Here is an 18793-nt window from a genome sequence, read left to right as displayed (position 1 = left end):
CTTGCGTCGCCACGTGCGAGCGTGCGCTTGCTGGCTCAGAGTTGCGGATAGACGGCGTCTGAGGTGCCCTATCCGCAACTCTGAGCCAGCAAGGGTCACACCGAGAAACGATCAGATGCGTACCCCGCACACCGACACTGGCGGTCGCCACCACCATGCATCTGATCGTCGCCACAGAAACGATCAGGCGACAACGCAGACGACCCGGGTTGCGCACCACGGACAGCGCGAGCCCCAGTTCCACCCATCAGGAGTAGGCCGCCAGGCCCACCACCCGATCAGATGACAAAACGGAGATCAGGTGCACGTGGGTGGGGTGGCGCGGGGAGATGGGGTTATCCACAGGTAGCGATTATCCTCTGTTCGCCATTAACAAGGCCTTATTAAGCTCAAGAACATGCGTTTGCCTTTGTTCAATCGATCTGCGGATGACGAGTTGGCCGTTGCTGTCCGGCGACGTGTGGCACATGTGACAGCCGGAGGCCGGCCATCGGCACCCCGGAAGGATCGGAGGGAGGAGCGGAACAGCCGTCCAATCGGTGGGTGGGTGCCGACGGTGCCGGAACACGTGCGCCGCTCACATCTGCTCGAAAAGACCCAGCTGGCCAGCGCACCCGGCCCTGGCGACGTCACTACTACGCCCCAGGACAGCGATGCCGGACACCTCGACGATACGAGGGGCCACCGCTCGCAGTCGTCGACCGCCGGCCATTCGCCGCTTCCCGACCATTCGGCGGCCGATGTACCAGCTGCCGATGCGCCCGGCGGTGGGGATCGACGCGTCGACGATGCCGCAGCGGCGGCGGCCGAAACAGCGGCGGCCGAAACAGCGGCGGGAGCCGCACCGACCGTGGCGGGTGGCGCTGTGACCGACCGGTTCCCGCTGCCGATCCGCGCGCTCTGGGCACGGTGGGCGCCCACGGTGGCCGGTTGCCGCACCGAACTGGGACGGGGGCAGGTGGTGGTTGTGGTGATTGTGTTGGCGCTCGGGGTGGTGGGCGCCGTGATCGCCTATGGAGTGAGCCGGCCGCAGACGTTGCCGGTTGATGCTGAGCATGTGGCCACTGGTACTCCGATCCCGCAGATGTCGGATCGGGCTGGTGACTCCGCGGTGGCCGAACGCGAGGCCACCGGACCCGAGGCGGCCGGACCCGCGCCGGCCGCCGTGGACGTCGGGCAGGTTCCCGCTGATGGGGAGCATGGTCATACCGGTGAGATGGACACCGGAGATGGGAACCACGCTTCCGGTGCGGGCATGCTCATCGTGCATGTGGCCGGTGAGGTAGGTCATCCAGGTGTGGTCCGCGTGCCCGTGGGTTCTCGTGTCGTGGATGCCATCGAAGCGGCGGGTGGGGCGGCGGAGGGGATCGACCTGACGGCGCTCAACTTGGCCCGGGTGCTGACCGACGGCGAACAGGTGCTGGTGGGTGTCGACCCGCCACCAGGGGCCGACCCGCCGGTCGGCGGTGATGGTGGTGGTGGTGACGGGCGCGGTCCGGCACCGGAAGCCGCGGCGCTGATCAATCTCAATACCGCAGCCGCCGCCCAGCTGGAAACACTGCCGGGTATCGGTCCTGCGCTTGCGCAACGCATCATCGATTGGCGAGAACAGAATGGCGGTTTCGGCCACGTCGAGGAGTTGCACGAGGTGGCTGGAATCGGGCCGAGCAGGTTTGCTGACATCGCTGCGTTGGTCACCGTGTGAGTGGCGCCGCAGGTATGGTCGCGGCGGACCCGGGCGGTCGCGAGATCGCCGGCGGGTTCGACCTTCGCCTTGTCCCAGTGGCGGCGGCGGTCTGGGCTGGTGCCCTGGCGGGGCTGCACCTCAAGGTGTCCGCGTTGGCGGTGGTTGGCGCAGCCGTGGTTGGTGCCGGGGTACTGGCCGGGGCCGTCGGGCGGCGATGCGGGCACCGGTCGGTCGGAGTGGTCGCCGCCGTCGCCGTCGCTGCCTTCGCTGCTGCGTCGGTAGCTGGCCTGGCTCGGGCGACGCCGGTGCGAGACGGGCCAGTGGCACAGTTCGCGGCCGAGAACACTCACGTCCGGTTGTCCGGCGTCGTCGTGTCGGACCCGCGAGTCCGCGGTTCCGTTGATGCCGAGGCCGGCCCCCACGCTGGCTACGTGCTGGTGCGGGTGCGGGCGGACGAGGTGACCGCCCTGGGGTCCGGCCACCGGGTACGCACACCCGTGCTCGTGGTTGGTCGTGGTGAGCCGTGGACGCGGGTCCTGCCCGGTCAACGCGTCGAGATGAATGGCCGGCTTGCCCCTGCCAGCGGCGACGTGGCGGCCTTCCTGCGGACGCGAGGCGACCCGGAGTTGATCGGTGAACCCGGCCGGATCGCCCGGGCGACGGAGCCGTTGCGGGCGGGACTGCGGGAGGCTGCCGGCACGGTGCGAGGACCACACCGGGCACTGATTCCCGGCATGGTGGTCGGCGACGAGTCTTTGCTCAGCGATGAGCTGCGTGAGGAGATGCGGATCACCGGGTTGACGCATTTGACGGCGGTGTCGGGCACCCACGTCGGAATAGTCCTGCTCACCGTGCTCGGTGTGGCCCGGCTCATCGGCGTTCGCGCCCGGGCCCTTCCGGTGGCGGCTTTGATCACGCTGGTGGGCTTCGTCCTCCTTGTTCGGCCCGACCCCAGCGTGTTGCGGGCAGCCGTCATGGGGTCGGTGGCGGTGGTGGGGATCCTGGTGGCCGGACGGCGTCGGTCGCTGCCCGCCTTAGCCGCCGCGGTCATCGTGCTCGTCCTCGTCGATCCGTGGCTGGCCCGGTCGGTGGGCTTCGCACTATCGGCGTCGGCCACGGCGGGCATCGTCATCCTGGTGCCGCACTGGGAGCGCGCCATGGGGTGGCTACCCCGACCGTTGGCCTTGGCCGTCGCGGTGCCGTTGGCCGCGCAGGTCGCCTGTACCCCCGTGTTGCTTGGGGTATTCGGCCAGTTCAGCGTCGCTTCGGTGCCGGCCAACCTGTTGGCGGCGCCGGCGGTGTGGCCGGCTATGGTGCTGGGGCTGGGGGCGGCGGTCGCGGCGCCGGTTTATGCCCCGCTGGCGGCGGTCATCGCTTGGCTGGCCGGCTGGCCGGCGTGGTGGATCGCGGCGGTCGCACGCTGGCTGGCCTATCAGCCGGGATCGGAATTCGAGTGGGCCCAGGGCGCTTTAGGCGCCGGGATCGGCGTTGCGGTCGCCGTGGCGGTGGTGGCCGCGATGCCGGTTGTACTGCGTCGTCCGCTGTTGTCGTTGTTGACGGCGACGGTGTTGGTGACGGTGCTCTTACGGGCGGTGCCTGAGGCCGGCTGGCCCCCTGGCGGGTGGGTGCTGGTGCAGTGCGATGTTGGACAGGGCGACGCTGTTGTGCTGCGGGCCGGGCCGCGCTCGGCGGTGGTCGTCGACGCGGGGCCGGATCCCCTCGTGATGCGCCGGTGTCTGGACGGGTTGCGGGTCAAGCGGGTTCCCGTGCTGATCCTCACCCACTATCACGCCGATCACGTCGACGGGGTGCCAGGAGTGCTTGCCGGCCGCGACGTTGGGCTCGTGCTGGCGTCGCCGTTGGCCGAACCAGAGGCCAACGCGGCGCAGGTGGCTGACTGGCTCGACGCTGCCGGCGTCCCGCTACGCGTCGCATCGGTGGGGGATCGCTGGGACGTTGGCGCGGCGCTGTCGTTCGAGGTGTTGTGGCCGCGCCGAGTCATCCGGTCGGGTGACGAGTCGGACGCCAACAACGCGAGTGTCGTGGTGAACGCCGACGTCTCGGGTGTTGAGGTGTTGTTGACCGGCGATATCGAGCCGCTGGCACAGGCGGCTCTGCTCCGTGCGGAGCCCGAGCTCAGTGCGCGGGTGCTCAAGGTTCCGCATCACGGTTCCCGCCGTCAGGACGAGCGACTGTTCGCACATGTCGAAGCCGAACTGGCCCTCATCGGTGTGGGCGACAACAGTCATGGGCACCCCGCACCGGAGGTCATGGATGCGCTGGAAGAAGCTGGGGCACACGTGCGTCGCACCGATGAGGACGGGGCGTTCGCGGTAATCCTTCGAGACGACGGGACTCTGGCCGTGGCGCCACGCCGTTGAGGTGGCAGTAGCAACAACCACCACACCCACCTGTCGGTCCGGCGTGGCATGCTGTGTGCGTCATGGCATCCAGAACAGTTGATCCCCTTGCTCCCGTTACTGTCGTCGTCGGTCCCGAGGCGCTGCTGTCCGAGCGAGCTGTTGCCGCGGTGGTACGGGCTGCTCGTCAGGCCGCACCAGAAACGGACGTGTCCGAGATCGCGGGCGCCGAGCTCACCGTCGGTGGCCTGGCCGAACATGTAAGCCCGTCGCTGTTCGCCACCAGCCGGGTGGTGGTGGTACGCGACGTTCAGGATGTGATGGACGACGTCGGCGCCGCGCTGGTCGCCCACACCAAGACCCCAGTTGAGGAGATCTACCTGGTGTTGGTTCATCCAGGTGGGGTCAAGTCGAAGAAGACGCTGGACCGGCTGCGCAGGGCCGGGGCGCTCGAAGTCAAGGCTGAACGCCTGACCAAGCCGGACGAGCAGGTGGCGTTCGTCCGGGCCGAGGTGCGTCATGCTGGTGGCCGCATTGACGAGCCCGCGGCCCGTCAACTGGTGGAAGCTATCGGCGGCGACCTCCGCGGGCTGGCTTCGGCAGCGTCCCAGCTGGCCGTCGACGCCGAAGACGGCATCGTGGACACCGATCTCGTCGCCACGTACTTCGAGGGCCGGGCCGAGGTGAAGGGCTGGGTGGTCGCCGACCGCGCCGTCGAAGGCAACACTGCTCAGGCGGTAGAACAGCTACGCTGGGCGCTGCAGACCGGTACCGATCCCGTACTGGTGATCGGCGCTCTGGCGACCGCATTGCGAGCGTTGGCCCGGTTGGCTGGTTCGCCGCGTGGGGTGCGTGACGCGGATCTCGCTCGCGACATCGGTGTTCCGCCGTGGAAGGTCCGTGTGTTGCGCGGGCAGCTTCGGGGCTGGACACCGGCCGGGTTGTCGCGCGCCATCCGAGCGGTGGCTGCGGCGGACCTCGCGGTGAAGGGTGGCGCCAATGACTCCACGCTCGCTCTGACCAATGCGCTGGTTCAGATCGGCCAGGCTCGGGCAGCCTAGAACTCCCGGCGGGCCCGTCCCCCGCTCATTGCCCCGGGGGCGTTGACCTTGTGTTCGCCGGGGCGTCGACGTGTGTGCAAACCGCCGGCGCCCACCCGGGTGATCGTTGCCGAATCCGTGTCGTCACCGCTCGGTGATCGAAGTCAGGATCGGGTCGCTATAGCGACTCGAAAACGATGACGATCACTGGGGATGAGGGCAGAAATCCGGCGACGATCACCGGGAGGTGGGAGGTTTGGGGTGCCGGGGTGGGGTGGGGAATGCCGGGGTGGGGGAATGCCGGGGTGGGGGAATGCCGGGGTGGGGGAATGCCGGGGTGGGGGAATGCCGGGGTGGGGAATGCCGGGGTGGGTGGGGAGGCCGGGGTGGGGAGGCGTTCAGGTCTGGTCGGCGATGACACCCCACGCCGCCATCTTGGAACGCAACTCGCCAGGGGTCCACCCGTAGACCGACGAGACCATCCAGATGTCGTTGGAGCGGATGGTCAGCACATTGCCGCCGAAGTCGTTGCGTTTCTGCTGGACCCCGATGACGAAGTTGACCAGATGTTCGGCTTCTTTCGGAGCACTGCGCAGCGCGTTCAGATCGAGCACCACCTTGCCGTCTTCGTCGTCCTCGAAGGCCGACTGCGGCCGCTCCTTGGTGGACACAAGCGAGTCGACCGGTACGCCGTAAAAGTCGGCGAGCTCGGCCAGCCGGCGTACCGATGCCGCGCGATCACCACGCTCGTAGGAGCCGACGACGGCAGCGCGCAGCGCACCTCCGGACTTTTCCTCGACCGCCTGCAGCGACATCTGCTTTCGGCGACGGACCTTGCGCAGCCGCTCGCCCACGACCTTCGCGAAGTCGGTATCCGTCGGTTCCAGCTTGCTGTCGTTCATCGTCGAACTCCCAAGACCGCCCTACCTCACTGCTGTATTCAACAGTCTAGATTTGCTGCACATGTGGTGTACCCGGGGTGACCTGACCCGATACCTGTCACGTGAACAGTGTCAGAATAGCGGGCGAGCGGAACACAGACTACGGGTGCCATCCTCGTCTCACTTCCGCATCCACCGGTTGCTTCCCAGGTAGTCGCCAGGTTCGGCGAGACGCTTGGTCATTTCTGGAGCAGGCAGCGGCACTGACATCAGGTATCCCTGCGCCCGTTCGCAGCCGAGCTCCAGCAGTGCTGTCACGGTATCGACGTCTTCGACGCCCTCGGCCACGGTGCTGAGATTGAAGGCCTCGGCCAGGCGGACGATCGCGGCGACGATGGCGCGGTCGCCGCTGTCGTTGACCAGGGTGGAGACGAAGCTGCGGTCGATCTTCAGGGTGTGCACCGGCAGCTGCTTGAGGTGTGACAACGAGCTGTAGCCGGTGCCGAAGTCGTCGATGGCGATCGACACACCGAGCCGGCGCAGCCCCATGAGAGTGGCCAACACGTCGTCGATGTCCCGCATGACGGTACTTTCGGTGATCTCGATCCCGAGTTCTTGTGGCTTGTGGCCGTATCGCCCGAGCAGCGTTCCCACGAAACCGACGAAGTCGGCGCTGATCAGTTCGCCGGCAGAGATGTTGACGCGGACCACCGCGGGCGCCGGCACCGAACTCTGCTTCCACTCCGCGAGCTGGCGACATGCCTCGTTGAGAACCCAGCGGCCGAGATCGGCCGACAGGTTGATCTCCTCGACGACGGAGACGAAGGTGTCGGCGGACAGCAGGCCGCGTTCCGGATGCTGCCAACGGATCAGCGCCTCCACTGCGGTGATGTGGCCGCCGCGGAGATCGTATTCCGGCTGGTAGAACAGCCGCATCTCGCCGTCGCCAATAGCGGTGCGCAGCCGGAACTCCAGGTCGGCGCGGTCGAGTAGACGCCAGCGGAGGTCGTCGTTGAACGTGACGACGGAGTTGCCGCCGCGCTTCTTCGCCTCCAGGAGTGCGACGTCGGCGTTGCCGAGCAGTTCGTCCATGGCGCCCGTCGTCGGGCCGTTGACCGCGAGTCCTATGCAGGCGCTGCGGCTGACGACGTGCCCACCGACGTCGAGCGGCTCGGTGAGGTGGTTGAGGAGCCGCCGGGCGATCCGCTCGGCATGTTCGGCGTTGTCGACGCCGTTCAGGGCGATCACGAATTCGTCGCCGGCGAGCCGGGCCACGATGTCGTCCGGGCGGACCGATTCGCGGAGCCGTTTCGCGACGGCCTGGATGAAGAGGTCGCCGATGGTGTGCCCGAGTACATCGTTGACGGTCTTCAGCCGATCCATGTCGGCGAACAGAACGGTCAGCGGTTTGTCCGGGTCGGCTTTGAGGATGTCGGTCAGCGTTTCGACGAACGAACGGCGATTGGGGAGGCCCGTCAGCTCGTCGTGGTAAGCGTGGTGATGGAGATTCTCTTCGGCGGTGACCCGGGCGTCGAGCTGCACCAGCAATGACGCAATCGCTTGCAACGCCCTGATCTCCGCCCGGGACCATTCCCGATCGCTGAAGTCGACGAAGCCGAGAACGCCCCGAGTTGTCTCACCGCTGAGCAGCGGAACCATGGCGGTTGATGCTTGCGGGATGCCGGCGCCGGCCTCGACTCGGGCACGGTAGCTTTCGCCGTCGTCGCTGTCCTTGGAGCGGACAACAAAGGGTTCTCGGAGGTCACGAGTTACCCTGGAGATGGGATCGTCCCATGAGATAACCCCGAGAGGATCTGGCTCTGGAATGTGCTCGCGGCGGGGCCACTCGTCGATGAGGACACTCGCCTGAAGCTCGGGATCGTTGAATCGCAGGTAGCACGTATCGACGCCGAAGAAGCGACCGAGTTCGCCCAAGACGCGGTAGATGGTTTCGGCGTGATCGAGCACCGAGACGCCCATGAGTTCTGAGGCGATATGTGACACGAGGAGGTCGAGGCGGCGACCGTGGTCGCGGGAGATCTTGCCCGCCTCCATCACTGATGTGCATAACCCTGCTGCCATGGTGAGCAGGGTGTAGTCGTTGGTGATCCACGGCTCATCGTCGCGCCGTACCAGGCACAAGCTGCCCTGGAAGTTGCGGTGTCGGATGCTGTGAGCCATGAGGGTGAACCCGGGAACCGTGCCTTCCTCTACTGTGTATTCGGTCTCCGCTTCGGCAACGACACGAGTTAGTTCACGGATGGCTTCACGCATGTCTGACAGCGCTTGCCCTTGGACACCGGCATCGACGGCGCGCCCCCATGACGCAATCGGCATTCCGTCGCCGACTGCGATGACGTCCGCTGAGATGGCGTTGGTGGATTCAGCCAGAGACTTCAGCAGCGGCTGGATCGTGTCGGGGTCCATGCCCAAGGGTGGCTCCATGCTCATCAGGTAGTCCGCACTATGCGGTCATCGGGCCGACGACGGCTGCGTGCGCTGATGGTTGGAGCGTATCCGATGCGCATCGTGAGTGCGATGTTATGACCACCGATATCAGTCAAATGAGCGAAATCCTGACGAAGGCGGCGCAATTGATCAGCGTATGTCGGAGATAGCTGGTCGTATTCGGCGTTGGTCGTCGCATAGATGAACACGGGCGACATGACATGAACGCTGAGTCCAAGCTGTTCGGCCCGGATCCACACTCGCTGGACTGCCTGACCGCCGCGGACATAGTCGGCTGGGCGGCTTCCTTCGATCATTACAACGACGAGCGCGGACGTGTGTTCGATTCGGGCGCGACTGGACTCCGCGAGTGCCTGTCCGAGATCGAGTTCGGCCAATTCGGCCATAACATCCCCGCGCTGGGCTACCTGGAGCTTCGCGAGGTCGGAACTGTCCAACTCCAGAGTGCGGACGTCTAGCCCCCACGTCAGGTCGTGTATACCGGGCCAGCGCAGCTCCCGCATCATCTCGCGATGGAGGTGTTCAGTGAGGAACCGAATCCGATCGGACTCGCCGAACAACGCTCCAAGCTCACGCAGCCGGGATCGATTGGTGACGACTGAGACCTCGGCTCCCTCCCGGTGGGCCGCCTTACGCAGCTCCGATACGACATCGCCGGCCAGGGGGAGTGGCTCGGTGACGTGCCGGTTGGAAACCCGCTGGAGCATTGCGTCGTACATCGAGCCGAGTTCGTCGTCGCCCCCCGGCTCGAGCGCCACTGTAGCCACCGGGGACGTGCCGGTCCCGTTCGGGAACGTGGCCACGGGGCCGAGGATCCCGTGTCGAGCCGCGGCGACACGTGCGTTGAAGAGCGCGGCGCCGATCGCGACATAGCTGCCCCGAAAAGCCAGGTCGAGTGTCGACGTCTGGTTAGGGTCGAGTTCGATCCGGAGGCCAGGGTTGTCCAGCGTGAGCAACCAAGGTTGGGTATTGCCGCCCGACGGAGCCAAGCGTGCAGCGTGGATGACCGATCGCCGTGAGTCCGCAGGTGGCATATCGGGATCGATGGGAGGCGGATCAGCGGCGGGAACGGCAGGTGTTAGCGCCGGTTCTTTGACAGAGTCGAGGGCGTCATGGAGATCGATGCGGATTCGTCCGGACTCCAGAGGGTGCGTCAGGGCGAGGCGGCGTACGGCTGCGGCGACCGTTGCGGCGCCAAGCTGTATGTCGCCGCCGAGCTGCGGCCATGTACTCACAGTCCGATCGATCTCGATCATGCTAGAGACCACCCGCGCCGACAGTTGGTCCGCTTCGAGAATCTTTAGGACGTGGGGGACCTTGTCGCGGACGGACAGTCCGACGAGTTCCGCCGGTTTAGCGTTGCCCAAGAGTCCGTGAAGGATTGGACGCTCGGGTTCGAGGTCGAACCGCTCGATGTCAAGGAGTCCACGATCGTTGGTCTCCATGATGACAGGGATATGGTGCCGCCGTGCCGCTTCGCGGACCATCAGTTTGACGTCGAACGAGTCGCATTCCTCGATCACGACGTTCAAGCCTTCCATGAACCTCTCGACGGAGTCGTCTGTGACGCCTTTCGGATCGATCTCCAGGTCGATGTACGGATCGAGTTCGGCGATGCGGCGCGCTATGACGATCGCTTTGTTGTGCCCTAGGTCGAAGACGGAGCCTGGAAGCCGATTGAGGTTCGACAGCTCAACTTCGTCGAAGTCGGCCAGCCGGAGGTGGCCGACGCCTTCCAGCGCCAAGGTGTGGGCGATGCTGTGGCCTGCGCTAAGTCCGATGACGCCGACACTGAACTCGCGCAGCCGTTGTTGCTCTTCGGTCGTGAGCTTGTGCCGGTTTCGATCTGAACGCAGTGTCTGAAAAGTGTGCGGGCCGAGTAGATGGACGACGCTACGCCGCCAAGGGTAGTAGTACCACCGGGTTGGTTCGTTGAGAAGGTCGGCGTTGGGTGGAGGCAGGAGGCGAGCCAAGTCATGGCGTTGGCGGGCGATGGTGTCGACGACGGAGAGGCCGCGGGTTTTCACCAGACGCTCGAGTTCAACGGCGTTGTCAATGTGGACAGGTTGCCAGGCTTCGACTTCGTGCTCGGTTGGAGGGGTCATGGCCGTAGCTCCGGGCTGTCCATGACGGCGGAGAGGGAGGAAACGATGTCGTGCCGGAACAACTCCTGCTGCTCGGTGTCGGATCGAATGACCGTGGATGCGGCGTGCCAGTAGTAGAAGTGTGTCAGGTACCGCTCATCGGGATAAGGCGTCGGGCCAATACCCGGCAGTGGCCGTGCGCCGGACCGCGCCCAGCGCCGAGTGGCGTGCTCGGCGGCCGTGGCGAAGGCGTAGGTAGCGTTGAGTTCGCGTAGGGCATGGGACACCGAACGGCCGATCGCATTGGCGATCTGTGATCGGGCAGGGTTGTTGGCGTCGACCCAGCCGGCCTTGAGTTCGATGGCGCCATCCGGGATGACGTGAGAAATCCACTCGGCGATCAATGTGGCATAGACCGGATCGGCGGCGAACTCGCTTGGGGCGTAAGCCTCGGTGACCGCGGTGAGCGGCCCGTTGACGTACCAGCCGCCCACCACCGTGTCGTCTTCGTCCAGGGCTACGGCGAAGATCGGCGTAGGTGACTCTGGGCTGACGGCGGGTATCCGCAGCGCGCTCTCGGCGCCGTAGGTCCGGTAGATGCGAGTGACACCCTCCACGTAGCCCTGCCACAGATCGAAGCGGTGCACGGGGAGGTGGAACTCCATCCGTAACCCCGTGGCGCTATCTCGGAATCCGAACAGTAGGTCGGTGTTCCCGAGCGCCACACTCGTCCGATTAAGTACAGCTTGGCTCGTATGCTCCATAGGTCTATGGTGCCCAATTAGCCCGCTATGGCTATATATCGGGTGGCTAAACTGAAATGGATGGTCGCGCGGCGGCCTCAGGTAGAACGGCCTGTCTCGCGATGAGGGCGACTTGACGTCGGATGGAGAAGAATTCCCCGAGAAATAAACAGCGGTGGCAGGATCCGCCCCCCGTTGGATCCTGCCACCGCTTGTGCGGGGCGTGGTGCGCTCATCCCCGGACGAGCACACCACGCCCCTTATCTCGGTGCGGGGTGGGTAGGGCGGAGCCGCACCGGGTCTAGGTCACGGCCTTGGCCGTGAGGACGCAGGAATCCTGAACCGCTATGAAGAACAGTACGCTAATAATAGCTTGCTGCTCATCACTTCGCTCAATCTGGAGCATCGAGCCTGTTGCGACCCGAATTCCCGCGAACAGTTAGAACAATATCGGAGAATCGGACCAATGGCAACAAACTACTTTACGTGATAATAGTTCACCGACCGTCACTGACGCAAGCACCGAATGCCGTAACTCTGTGTTATCTATGATCAACGTTAAGTGAGAATTCTCGGATATTGACTGGTGAATGTGGTGGCGCTGTCTACAGGTGAACTGTGCCAGCCATGTGAGCGGAAATCGTCCCGGGTCCAGTGCCGTCGATGGGAGGCGGTGTTGTGCCGTGCCGGTCGGACGTGTTGATGATCCGAATCGGGCGCCGTGGCGGGTTTGGCGGGTCCGTGAAAGGGGTAACGGCCGTGGCTGTTGGCGTGCCCTGATGCTCGGTGAGGGGTGGGTGATCAGGGGTCGGTGTGAGGTGAGGTGGCTGCCGGGCCATGGTGAGGTCGCTAGCCGACTGAAGCGTCCGGTGGACCTCGACCGCCACCCTGACTGTCGGTGACGTGTCACCGGCCACGGCGTCGCTGGTAGATGTGACGGGCGGTGCAGCGATCGGAGGATTCGGTGCGGGTTGACTGGTGGTGTGGCGCACCCAAGTGATGAGCCAAACTGCTCGTTATCTGGGGCTCGGTGTCGAATGTCTGACTGGCGATCCTTGTGATAGATGGAACTCGCATGTCTGAATTGGTGTTGATAACTTCAAATATGCGCGATCACTAAGGCATCGGGGTGGACGGCCGGGCCAGCGATCTCCTAACGTCTTCGGGTGAGTTTGTTGTTTCTTGACCTAGACGACACGCTGCTCGATCGCACATCTGCCATGCGCTCATGGGCGGAGCGCTTCCTCGGTGAGATCGACGCATCTCCGGCCGATCTCGGCTGGCTCCTCGACCGCGACGCCGGGGCGCCGCTGCCGCTCACCGACTTCGTCGTGGATGTGAAAGACCGATATGGGCTCGATGGAGCTGTCGAGGACATCGCTTCGGCCGTGCTCGACGGCCTCGTGGGTGGCATGGTGGTGGAACCAGCCGAGCGGGCGGCGCTGAGTGCGGCACGAGAGGCCGGATGGACTGTGATTATCATCACGAACGGGGCGGTTGCGACGCAGGAGTACAAGATTCGGGCCAGTGGACTTGATGCCATGGTCGACGGTTGGCTGGTCTCCGAGGCGGCCGGGGTCTGGAAGCCGGATCCGAGAATCTTCGAGCGGGCCGCCGCGGCGGCTGGGGAGCCGCTACGCGGCGCGTGGATGATCGGCGACAATCCCGCATCGGACATCGCGGGCGCACATCAGGCGAATATCTCCAGTGCCTGGGTGGCGCGTGGGCGGCAATGGACGGAGAAGGCCTTCAAGCCCACCGTGATCTCCGCGACGTGTGCCGACGGGATCCGGGCCGTGCTCGGCCCGCCCTGAGACGCCACAACCCTGAGACGCCACAACCCTGAGACGCCACAACCCTGAGACGCCACAACCCTGAGACGCCACAACCCTGAGGCGCCACAACCCTGAGGCGCCACAACTCGAAGAAGCCGCGTCCTAGAGCCGACATCCCTTGAGTCGACAACAACCCTGAGCCGATACATCCCGAGTTGGTGGGCGACCGGCCGGTGCATGACGCACGTGGGCGGCGCGCCAGGAAAAGAGGAACGGCGCCGCCCTCCGCGAGGAGGACGGCGCCGTTCCGGGCCAGCCGAAATGAAAATCTCGGAGATACCCACGGTCGACCCGGTGATTGCCGGGCCGCTGCGGGCTCAGAGTGCGGCGGACCGCTTGGCGATAGCCGACTTGCGGTTGGCCGCCTGGTTCTTGTGGATAACGCCCCTCGAGGCTGCCTTGTCGAGCTCACGGTTGGCCGTGCGCGCGGCGTTGGCTGCGCTGTCGGCGTCGCCGGCGTCAGCAGCCTCGTGGAACCGCCGGATGGCCGTCTTGAGCGACGAGCGGACCGACTTGTTGCGCACGCGCGCCTTCTCGTTGGTCAGGATGCGCTTCTTCTGGGACTTGATATTCGCCACGAAACGAGTGCCTTTACGTCGATGTTGTAGGTCTGAGGGCGTCAAACTCTCTCGGGACACGTAACGGTGGGGAACCATCACGGCGGCGTAAGAGAGTCGGCGCATCCGCGACCTGGGCGGACACACAATCGATAACCATACCAGGGGCGCAGCGTTCCGGCCAGCTCCGGCCGCGCGGTACGACGTGCTGGCACCCATGTGCTGCACCGGAGATCCGCGCCTGGGCAGCCAGGTCAGCCGCAGGGGTGCCCGGCGCCGGGCACGAGTTTCACCAGGCGTGATCTTGCCCGGTCGGGGCCGGGAGCTCGTGCTGGTAGGGCTTGATGACGTAAACGATGCCGCCGGAGCCGGTTCCGACGTCGTCGCCGGGTAGAACCCGCCGAGTGCGCAGCCATACTTGCTCGAACTGTTCGCGATCGTAGATCCGGCGGACCCCGGCGGTGGATTCGGCCGCTGGGTCGTTGACGATGACGTCCCCGCCGTCGGTGAAGCCGACGACCACCATAAGGGTGCCCGACGTGCTGTACCCGGCGCCGTCGAGTTCGTCGATGCTGAACGACTGCGATGTGATGACGGGTATACCAGCGGCGATGAAGCGTTCGATGTCGTCTAACGAGCGCAGCCGGGTGATGAATGCGTCGAGCTGGCGGAACGACGCGGCGTAGGCGGTGTTGAACGGCCAGTTCCCAGCGCCCTCGAACGCGTGGTCCCACGTCATTCGCGCGGCGTGGGCTACCTGCGGGTCTTTGTAGCCGGCTTCGATCCAGGCCATGTGCGAGCGCGGTGGCATCACCCCGAAGTACTCCATGACCATGGTGGTAGCCGTGGGACTGGACCAGCCTTCACCACCGCCGTACTCGGGGTAATTGTCGAGGTGGGTGTACTTGGACCGGCGTGGTACGGCCAGCTCTTCGCCCCAGGCCTCGCCACCCGCACTAGGCGGCACGCTGGTGCGAGGCGGGATGTTCGATGCCATGGCACCCAGCATCCACACCCGCGGCATCCGGGTGCTGCCCGGCGGTCGGTACATCGTCACTCGTGTTTGGTAGGCGCTCAGCAGGGGGCTTGTGTCGGTCTCGGCGCCCGTGGCGTCGTTGTCTAATGGTGACGACTCGCCGGGACGACCGGTGTCGTCGATCGGTTCGACGACGTCGTCGTGATCCACCGCCGGCCCGACGACGAGAGTGTCGGTGAAGACCGCGCTGTGGTCGTCGGACTGGTTGTCGACGCTGGCCCGTGGAACCGCGGTGTCACTGGCCGTCCAGCGGCCCATTTCGTACCACGGGGTGGTGTCGCCGTCGGTGTAAGTGCCTTGAACCTCGACGGATATCCAGGTTCCAGCCGGTGTTCCGGCGTTCCATGAGGCCACCAGCTCGGTTGCGTCGAACTCCAACTCGACGAGAGGTGATGTCCACGTGGAGTACTCCCACTCCTGTGCCGCGCCGCTGGTGTCGCGCACGGTGACGGTGTCGACTGCGCTGGTCATGATGATGCCGGTGCGTTGGCCCGGGAGCACGGTGACGCCGTCGGCCGCACCCAGGCGCCAGTCGGCGCCGTTGGCCCATGACGTGAAATCGATCCGGGACTCGGCCTCGCTGGATGCGTGGGCACTCTCGGTCGGTGTGTCGCCGCTGCCCGTTGCCGGAACTGCGCCGAAGACCGACAGCAACATCGCCGCCGTGACGGCGGCGCTGGTGACGCGGCCGTGCCGGGCCGTTGCGGATGTAACGGCCCGCGAGCCCGGCGGGGGGTGAGGAACAGGCTCTGAGCGGGACACGCGAAACTCCTCGGCTCCACAAAATGGGTACTGCGGCCTACTCCTCCGCGACGCGGCGGGTAGACATGTCGATCCAGACCACGCCCACGGCACCGGCAGGCCAGCTGTGCCGAACGCCGGACGTGCCGGCGACGCGACCCAACGATCACTATGGCGGCTCGCGTGCCCAGTTTCAAGCGCTCTGTGGCACGGCTTGGGTGGTACTCGTGGGATGATGGGATGACCACGGCACCACCCGCTCCGCATCCCTGTAGGCCAGGTCCGGCGACGGACCTCTGACCCGGAACACTGATGCCACTCACCCCTGACGCTCTTGCGCCGGCCGCGACACCGCCCGAGTTGATCCGCAACTTCTGCATCATCGCGCACATCGACCATGGCAAGTCCACGTTGGCCGACCGCATGCTCCAGATCACCGGCGTAGTCGAAGATCGGGCGATGCGTGATCAATATCTCGATCGGATGGACATCGAGCGCGAGCGTGGCATCACCATCAAGAGCCAGGCGGTCCGGTTGCCGTTCACTCCGTCCGCTGGTCCGGTGTCCGGGCGCGCGCACGTGCTGAATCTCATCGACACCCCCGGCCATGTCGACTTCTCATATGAGGTCAGTCGGAGCTTGGCGGCGTGTGAGGGTGCGGTCCTGCTGGTGGATGCCGCCCAGGGCATCGAGGCCCAGACACTGGCCAATCTCTACATGGCGATGGAGAACGACCTCCAGGTGATCCCGGTCTTGAACAAGATCGACCTGCCGGCGGCCCAACCCGACAAATACGCCGCCGAACTCGCCCAGCTCATCGGCTGTGAGGTGGACGACGTCCTGCGGGTGAGCGGCAAAACGGGAGAGGGAGTCGAAGAGCTACTCGAACGGATCGTCGCGGAAGTCCCGGCGCCGACGGGAACCGCTGATGCTCCGGCCCGCGCCATGATCTTCGACAGTGTCTACGACGCCTATCGCGGCGTGGTCACCTACGTGCGGGTCATCGATGGCCGGCTCACTCCACGTGAGCGCATCTTGATGATGTCCACGAAGGCGACACACGAGCTGTTGGAGATTGGTGTCATCTCTCCGGAGATGACACCCAGTGCCGGACTCGGCGTCGGTGAGGTCGGCTACCTGATCACCGGGGTGAAGGACGTCCGCCAGTCCAAGGTCGGTGACACCGTCACCATCGTCGGCAAGCCGGCCACCCAAGCACTCGCCGGGTATCGCGAGCCGAAGCCGATGGTGTTCTCCGGCCTGTATCCGCTCGACGGTTCGGACTACCCGGACCTCAGGGACGCACTCGACAAACTCAAGCTCAACGATGCAGCACTCGTCTACGAGCCGGAGACGTCCGGAGCGCTCGGGTTCGGCTTCCGGTGTGGGTTCCTGGGCCTGTTGCACTTGGAGATCGTTCGGGAGCGGCTGGAGCGTGAGTTCGGCCTGGACCTCATCTCTACCGCACCCAACGTTGTGTATGAGGTGCTGATGGAAGACGGTGAACATCTCGTGGTCACCAATCCGAGTGAATTTCCTACCGGGAAGATCGCCACGGTATGGGAGCCCATGGTTCGGGCCACCGTCCTTGCGCCGAGCGAGTATGTGGGCGCCATCATGGAGTTGTGCCAGTCCCGGCGGGGCGTGCTGCTGGGTATGGACTACCTTTCCGAGGATCGGGTCGAACTGCGCTACACACTGCCGTTGGCGGAGATCGTGTTCGACTTCTTCGACGCCCTCAAATCACGCACCCGCGGATACGCCAGCCTCGACTACGAGCCCACTGAGCAGGCCGAGTCCGCTCTGGTCAAGGTCGACATCCTGTTGCATGGAGACCCCGTCGACGCCTTTAGCGCCATCGTGCACAAAGACAAGGCGTACACCTACGGTGTCGCGATGGCCGGCAAGCTGAAAGAACTCATCCCGCGGCAGCAGTTCGAGGTGCCAATCCAGGCGGCCATCGGCGCTCGCGTGATCGCTCGTGAGAACATCCGTGCCATCCGCAAAGATGTGCTCGCCAAATGCTACGGCGGCGATATCACCCGGAAGCGCAAGCTGCTGGAGCGGCAGAAGGAAGGTAAGAAGCGGATGAAGATGGTCGGCCGGGTAGAGGTACCCCAGGAGGCGTTCATCGCGGCGCTGTCGTCCGACTCCGCTGGTGGTAAGGCAACCGGGAAGAAATAGAGAACCGGCGCCCTTATTCGCGCGGGTTCTAAACCTGGCGGGTCGGCCCGGAGCCGCGTCGCCGGCTTCGGTGGGTAGCCGTTCGGCCAGCCGGTCCTGGGCCGGACCACCTCGGCCCGGGACCGATCCAGCCGCGTCTCCCCGCCGGATTTTTCCCACCCGGCTCAGGGCTATCCCGGCACACGCGTGGAGTGTGGTGGTCTCCGGGCGCGCAGTGGTACCGGTGTCCCTGAGGAACAGTCTCCCATCCGGCGGCCTGTTCCGGCGAGCGGTGTCCGGCTGGCGACACAGGCCTGGTTACCGGGGGCCGCAGCGGCCCGGCCGCGGTCCCGTCGAAGGCGGCCGACGCACGGCCCGGTACACCTCAGCGGGAGAGGGCGGGGCCGGCCTCGGCGGTCGACATGGCGATGAGGTCGGCCTCGATGCGGGCCGCGGCGGCGAGCAGCTGTGGGAGTAGGTCTCGCCGGGCCGATTCCAGCGACGTCCGGCTGGCGTGTGACGACATATTGACCGCGGCCACAACCCGGCCCCCGGAGTTGCGGATGGGCGCGGCGATGGAGCGCAGTCCTTCCTCGAGTTCTTGATCTACGTAGGCCCATCCTTGGTTGCGGACCCGGTCTAGCTCGCCGCGCAGGGTCGGCTCGGAGGTCACGGTGTGCTGGGTGAACGGACGTAGCTCGACGCGCTCCAGGTAAGCGTCGAGGTCGCCTGGGGCGAGGCCGGCCAGCAGCACCCGCCCCATCGAGGTGGCGTGGGCTGGAAAACGGGTGCCGATGTTGATGGTGACCCGCATGATGCGGGATGTGGCCACCCGTGCGACGTAGACGACGTCGACGTCGTCGAGGAGCGCCACGGACGCGGACTCCTGGACTTCGGCCACCAGCCGCTCCAGGTGTGGCTGGGCCACCTCGGGCAGCGAGAGGCTGGACAGGTAGGCGTATCCGAGTTCGAGGATGCGCGGCGTGAGCGCGAACAACCTGCCATCGGTGCGCACGTAGCCGAGGTCGACCAGCGTATGCAGGAAGCGGCGAGCGGCTGCCCGGGTCAGGTTGGTCTCTCGGGCAACCTCGCTGAGCGTGAGTTCCGGACGGGACGCGTTGAAGGCCCGGATCACGGCGAGGCCGCGGGCCAGCGACTGCACGTGGTCGGAGCCCCTGGCTGTCGGCTCGCTCATGG

The 18793-nt window shown here is 65.6% G+C and carries 12 protein-coding genes; 5 read left to right on the top strand and 7 right to left on the bottom strand.

Annotated elements, in window-relative coordinates; translation table 11 throughout:
• Positions 1 to 547: 547 nt before the first annotated feature.
• The 3 genes from G8760_RS30090 to holA all read left to right on the top strand — a co-directional run bounded on the left by G8760_RS30090 (position 548) and on the right by holA (position 5108).
• Positions 548 to 1705 (top strand): ComEA family DNA-binding protein, encoded by a 1158-nt coding sequence (locus tag G8760_RS30090; protein ID WP_207782868.1) that lies wholly within the window; start codon positions 548 to 550, stop codon positions 1703 to 1705.
• The gene (locus tag G8760_RS29515; RefSeq protein ID WP_166356396.1) at positions 1702 to 4068 is read left to right on the top strand and encodes a ComEC/Rec2 family competence protein; all 2367 of its coding nucleotides are present in this window, start codon (positions 1702 to 1704) and stop codon (positions 4066 to 4068) included. Before G8760_RS30090 ends, G8760_RS29515 begins: the two co-directional genes overlap by 4 nt.
• A 62-nt stretch (positions 4069 to 4130) precedes the next feature.
• Positions 4131 to 5108, top strand: a complete 978-nt coding sequence (gene holA / locus G8760_RS29510; protein WP_166356395.1) for a DNA polymerase III subunit delta — start codon at positions 4131 to 4133, stop codon at positions 5106 to 5108.
• 377 nt (positions 5109 to 5485) lie between these two features.
• Here the strand turns inward: holA and G8760_RS29505 are convergent, their stop codons facing one another.
• The 4 genes from G8760_RS29505 to G8760_RS29490 form a co-directional block, all read right to left on the bottom strand.
• Positions 5486 to 5989, bottom strand: a complete 504-nt coding sequence (locus tag G8760_RS29505) for a transcriptional regulator (protein ID WP_166356394.1) — start codon at positions 5987 to 5989, stop codon at positions 5486 to 5488.
• A gap of 159 nt (positions 5990 to 6148) precedes the next feature.
• Positions 6149 to 8419: a putative bifunctional diguanylate cyclase/phosphodiesterase gene (locus G8760_RS29500; protein ID WP_166356393.1), complete on the bottom strand. Its 2271-nt coding sequence runs from the start codon at positions 8417 to 8419 to the stop codon at positions 6149 to 6151.
• On the bottom strand, positions 8419 to 10542 hold the full coding sequence (locus G8760_RS29495) for an Rv1355c family protein (RefSeq protein WP_166356392.1): 2124 nt from the start codon (positions 10540 to 10542) through the stop codon (positions 8419 to 8421). Before G8760_RS29495 ends, G8760_RS29500 begins: the two co-directional genes overlap by 1 nt.
• Entirely contained in the window at positions 10539 to 11285 is a 747-nt protein-coding gene (locus tag G8760_RS29490) for a hypothetical protein (RefSeq protein WP_166356391.1), read from the bottom strand. The genes G8760_RS29495 and G8760_RS29490 overlap by 4 nt, the downstream gene beginning before the upstream one ends.
• A gap of 1145 nt (positions 11286 to 12430) precedes the next feature.
• On the opposite strand from G8760_RS29490, the gene G8760_RS29485 reads away from it, so the two are divergent.
• Positions 12431 to 13078 (top strand): HAD family hydrolase, encoded by a 648-nt coding sequence (locus tag G8760_RS29485; RefSeq protein WP_207782867.1) that lies wholly within the window; start codon positions 12431 to 12433, stop codon positions 13076 to 13078.
• 338 nt (positions 13079 to 13416) lie between these two features.
• Here the strand turns inward: G8760_RS29485 and rpsT are convergent, their stop codons facing one another.
• Both rpsT and G8760_RS29475 read right to left on the bottom strand, forming a co-directional pair.
• Positions 13417 to 13677, bottom strand: a complete 261-nt coding sequence (gene rpsT, locus G8760_RS29480; protein ID WP_166356390.1) for a 30S ribosomal protein S20 — start codon at positions 13675 to 13677, stop codon at positions 13417 to 13419.
• A 268-nt stretch (positions 13678 to 13945) separates the two neighbouring features.
• Positions 13946 to 15454, bottom strand: a complete 1509-nt coding sequence (locus tag G8760_RS29475) for a C39 family peptidase (protein ID WP_207782866.1) — start codon at positions 15452 to 15454, stop codon at positions 13946 to 13948.
• 291 nt (positions 15455 to 15745) lie between these two features.
• Here G8760_RS29475 and lepA point away from each other — a divergent pair, with 291 nt between their 5' ends.
• A complete protein-coding gene (gene lepA, locus G8760_RS29470) occupies positions 15746 to 17617 on the top strand; it encodes a translation elongation factor 4 (protein ID WP_166356389.1) in 1872 nt (623 codons plus the stop codon).
• 364 nt (positions 17618 to 17981) lie between these two features.
• Here lepA and G8760_RS29465 read toward each other — a convergent pair whose 3' ends face one another.
• Positions 17982 to 18791, bottom strand: coding sequence for an IclR family transcriptional regulator domain-containing protein (locus tag G8760_RS29465; RefSeq protein ID WP_166356388.1), 810 nt, complete (start codon positions 18789 to 18791; stop codon positions 17982 to 17984).
• Positions 18792 to 18793: the final 2 nt, after the last annotated feature.

Origin of the sequence: Phytoactinopolyspora limicola (assembly GCF_011320225.1) — a bacterium.
GTDB classification, from domain to species: domain Bacteria; phylum Actinomycetota; class Actinomycetes; order Jiangellales; family Jiangellaceae; genus Phytoactinopolyspora; species Phytoactinopolyspora limicola.
The sequence above is the reverse complement of the archived record's forward strand: the minus strand, read 5'-3'. Positions and strand labels throughout refer to the sequence as shown.

Bases quoted from the DNA above. Each gene is read 5' to 3' on its own strand.
- lepA (WP_166356389.1), top strand. From the start codon at position 15,746: ATGCCACTCACCCCTGACGCTCTTGCGCCGGCCGCGACACCGCCCGAG.
- G8760_RS29490 (WP_166356391.1), bottom strand. From the start codon at position 11,285: ATGGAGCATACGAGCCAAGCTGTACTTAATCGGACGAGTGTGGCGCTC.
- G8760_RS29500 (WP_166356393.1), bottom strand. From the start codon at position 8,419: ATGAGCATGGAGCCACCCTTGGGCATGGACCCCGACACGATCCAGCCG.
- G8760_RS29495 (WP_166356392.1), bottom strand. From the start codon at position 10,542: ATGACCCCTCCAACCGAGCACGAAGTCGAAGCCTGGCAACCTGTCCAC.
- G8760_RS29465 (WP_166356388.1), bottom strand. From the start codon at position 18,791: ATGAGCGAGCCGACAGCCAGGGGCTCCGACCACGTGCAGTCGCTGGCC.
- G8760_RS29505 (WP_166356394.1), bottom strand. From the start codon at position 5,989: ATGAACGACAGCAAGCTGGAACCGACGGATACCGACTTCGCGAAGGTC.
- holA (WP_166356395.1), top strand. From the start codon at position 4,131: ATGGCATCCAGAACAGTTGATCCCCTTGCTCCCGTTACTGTCGTCGTC.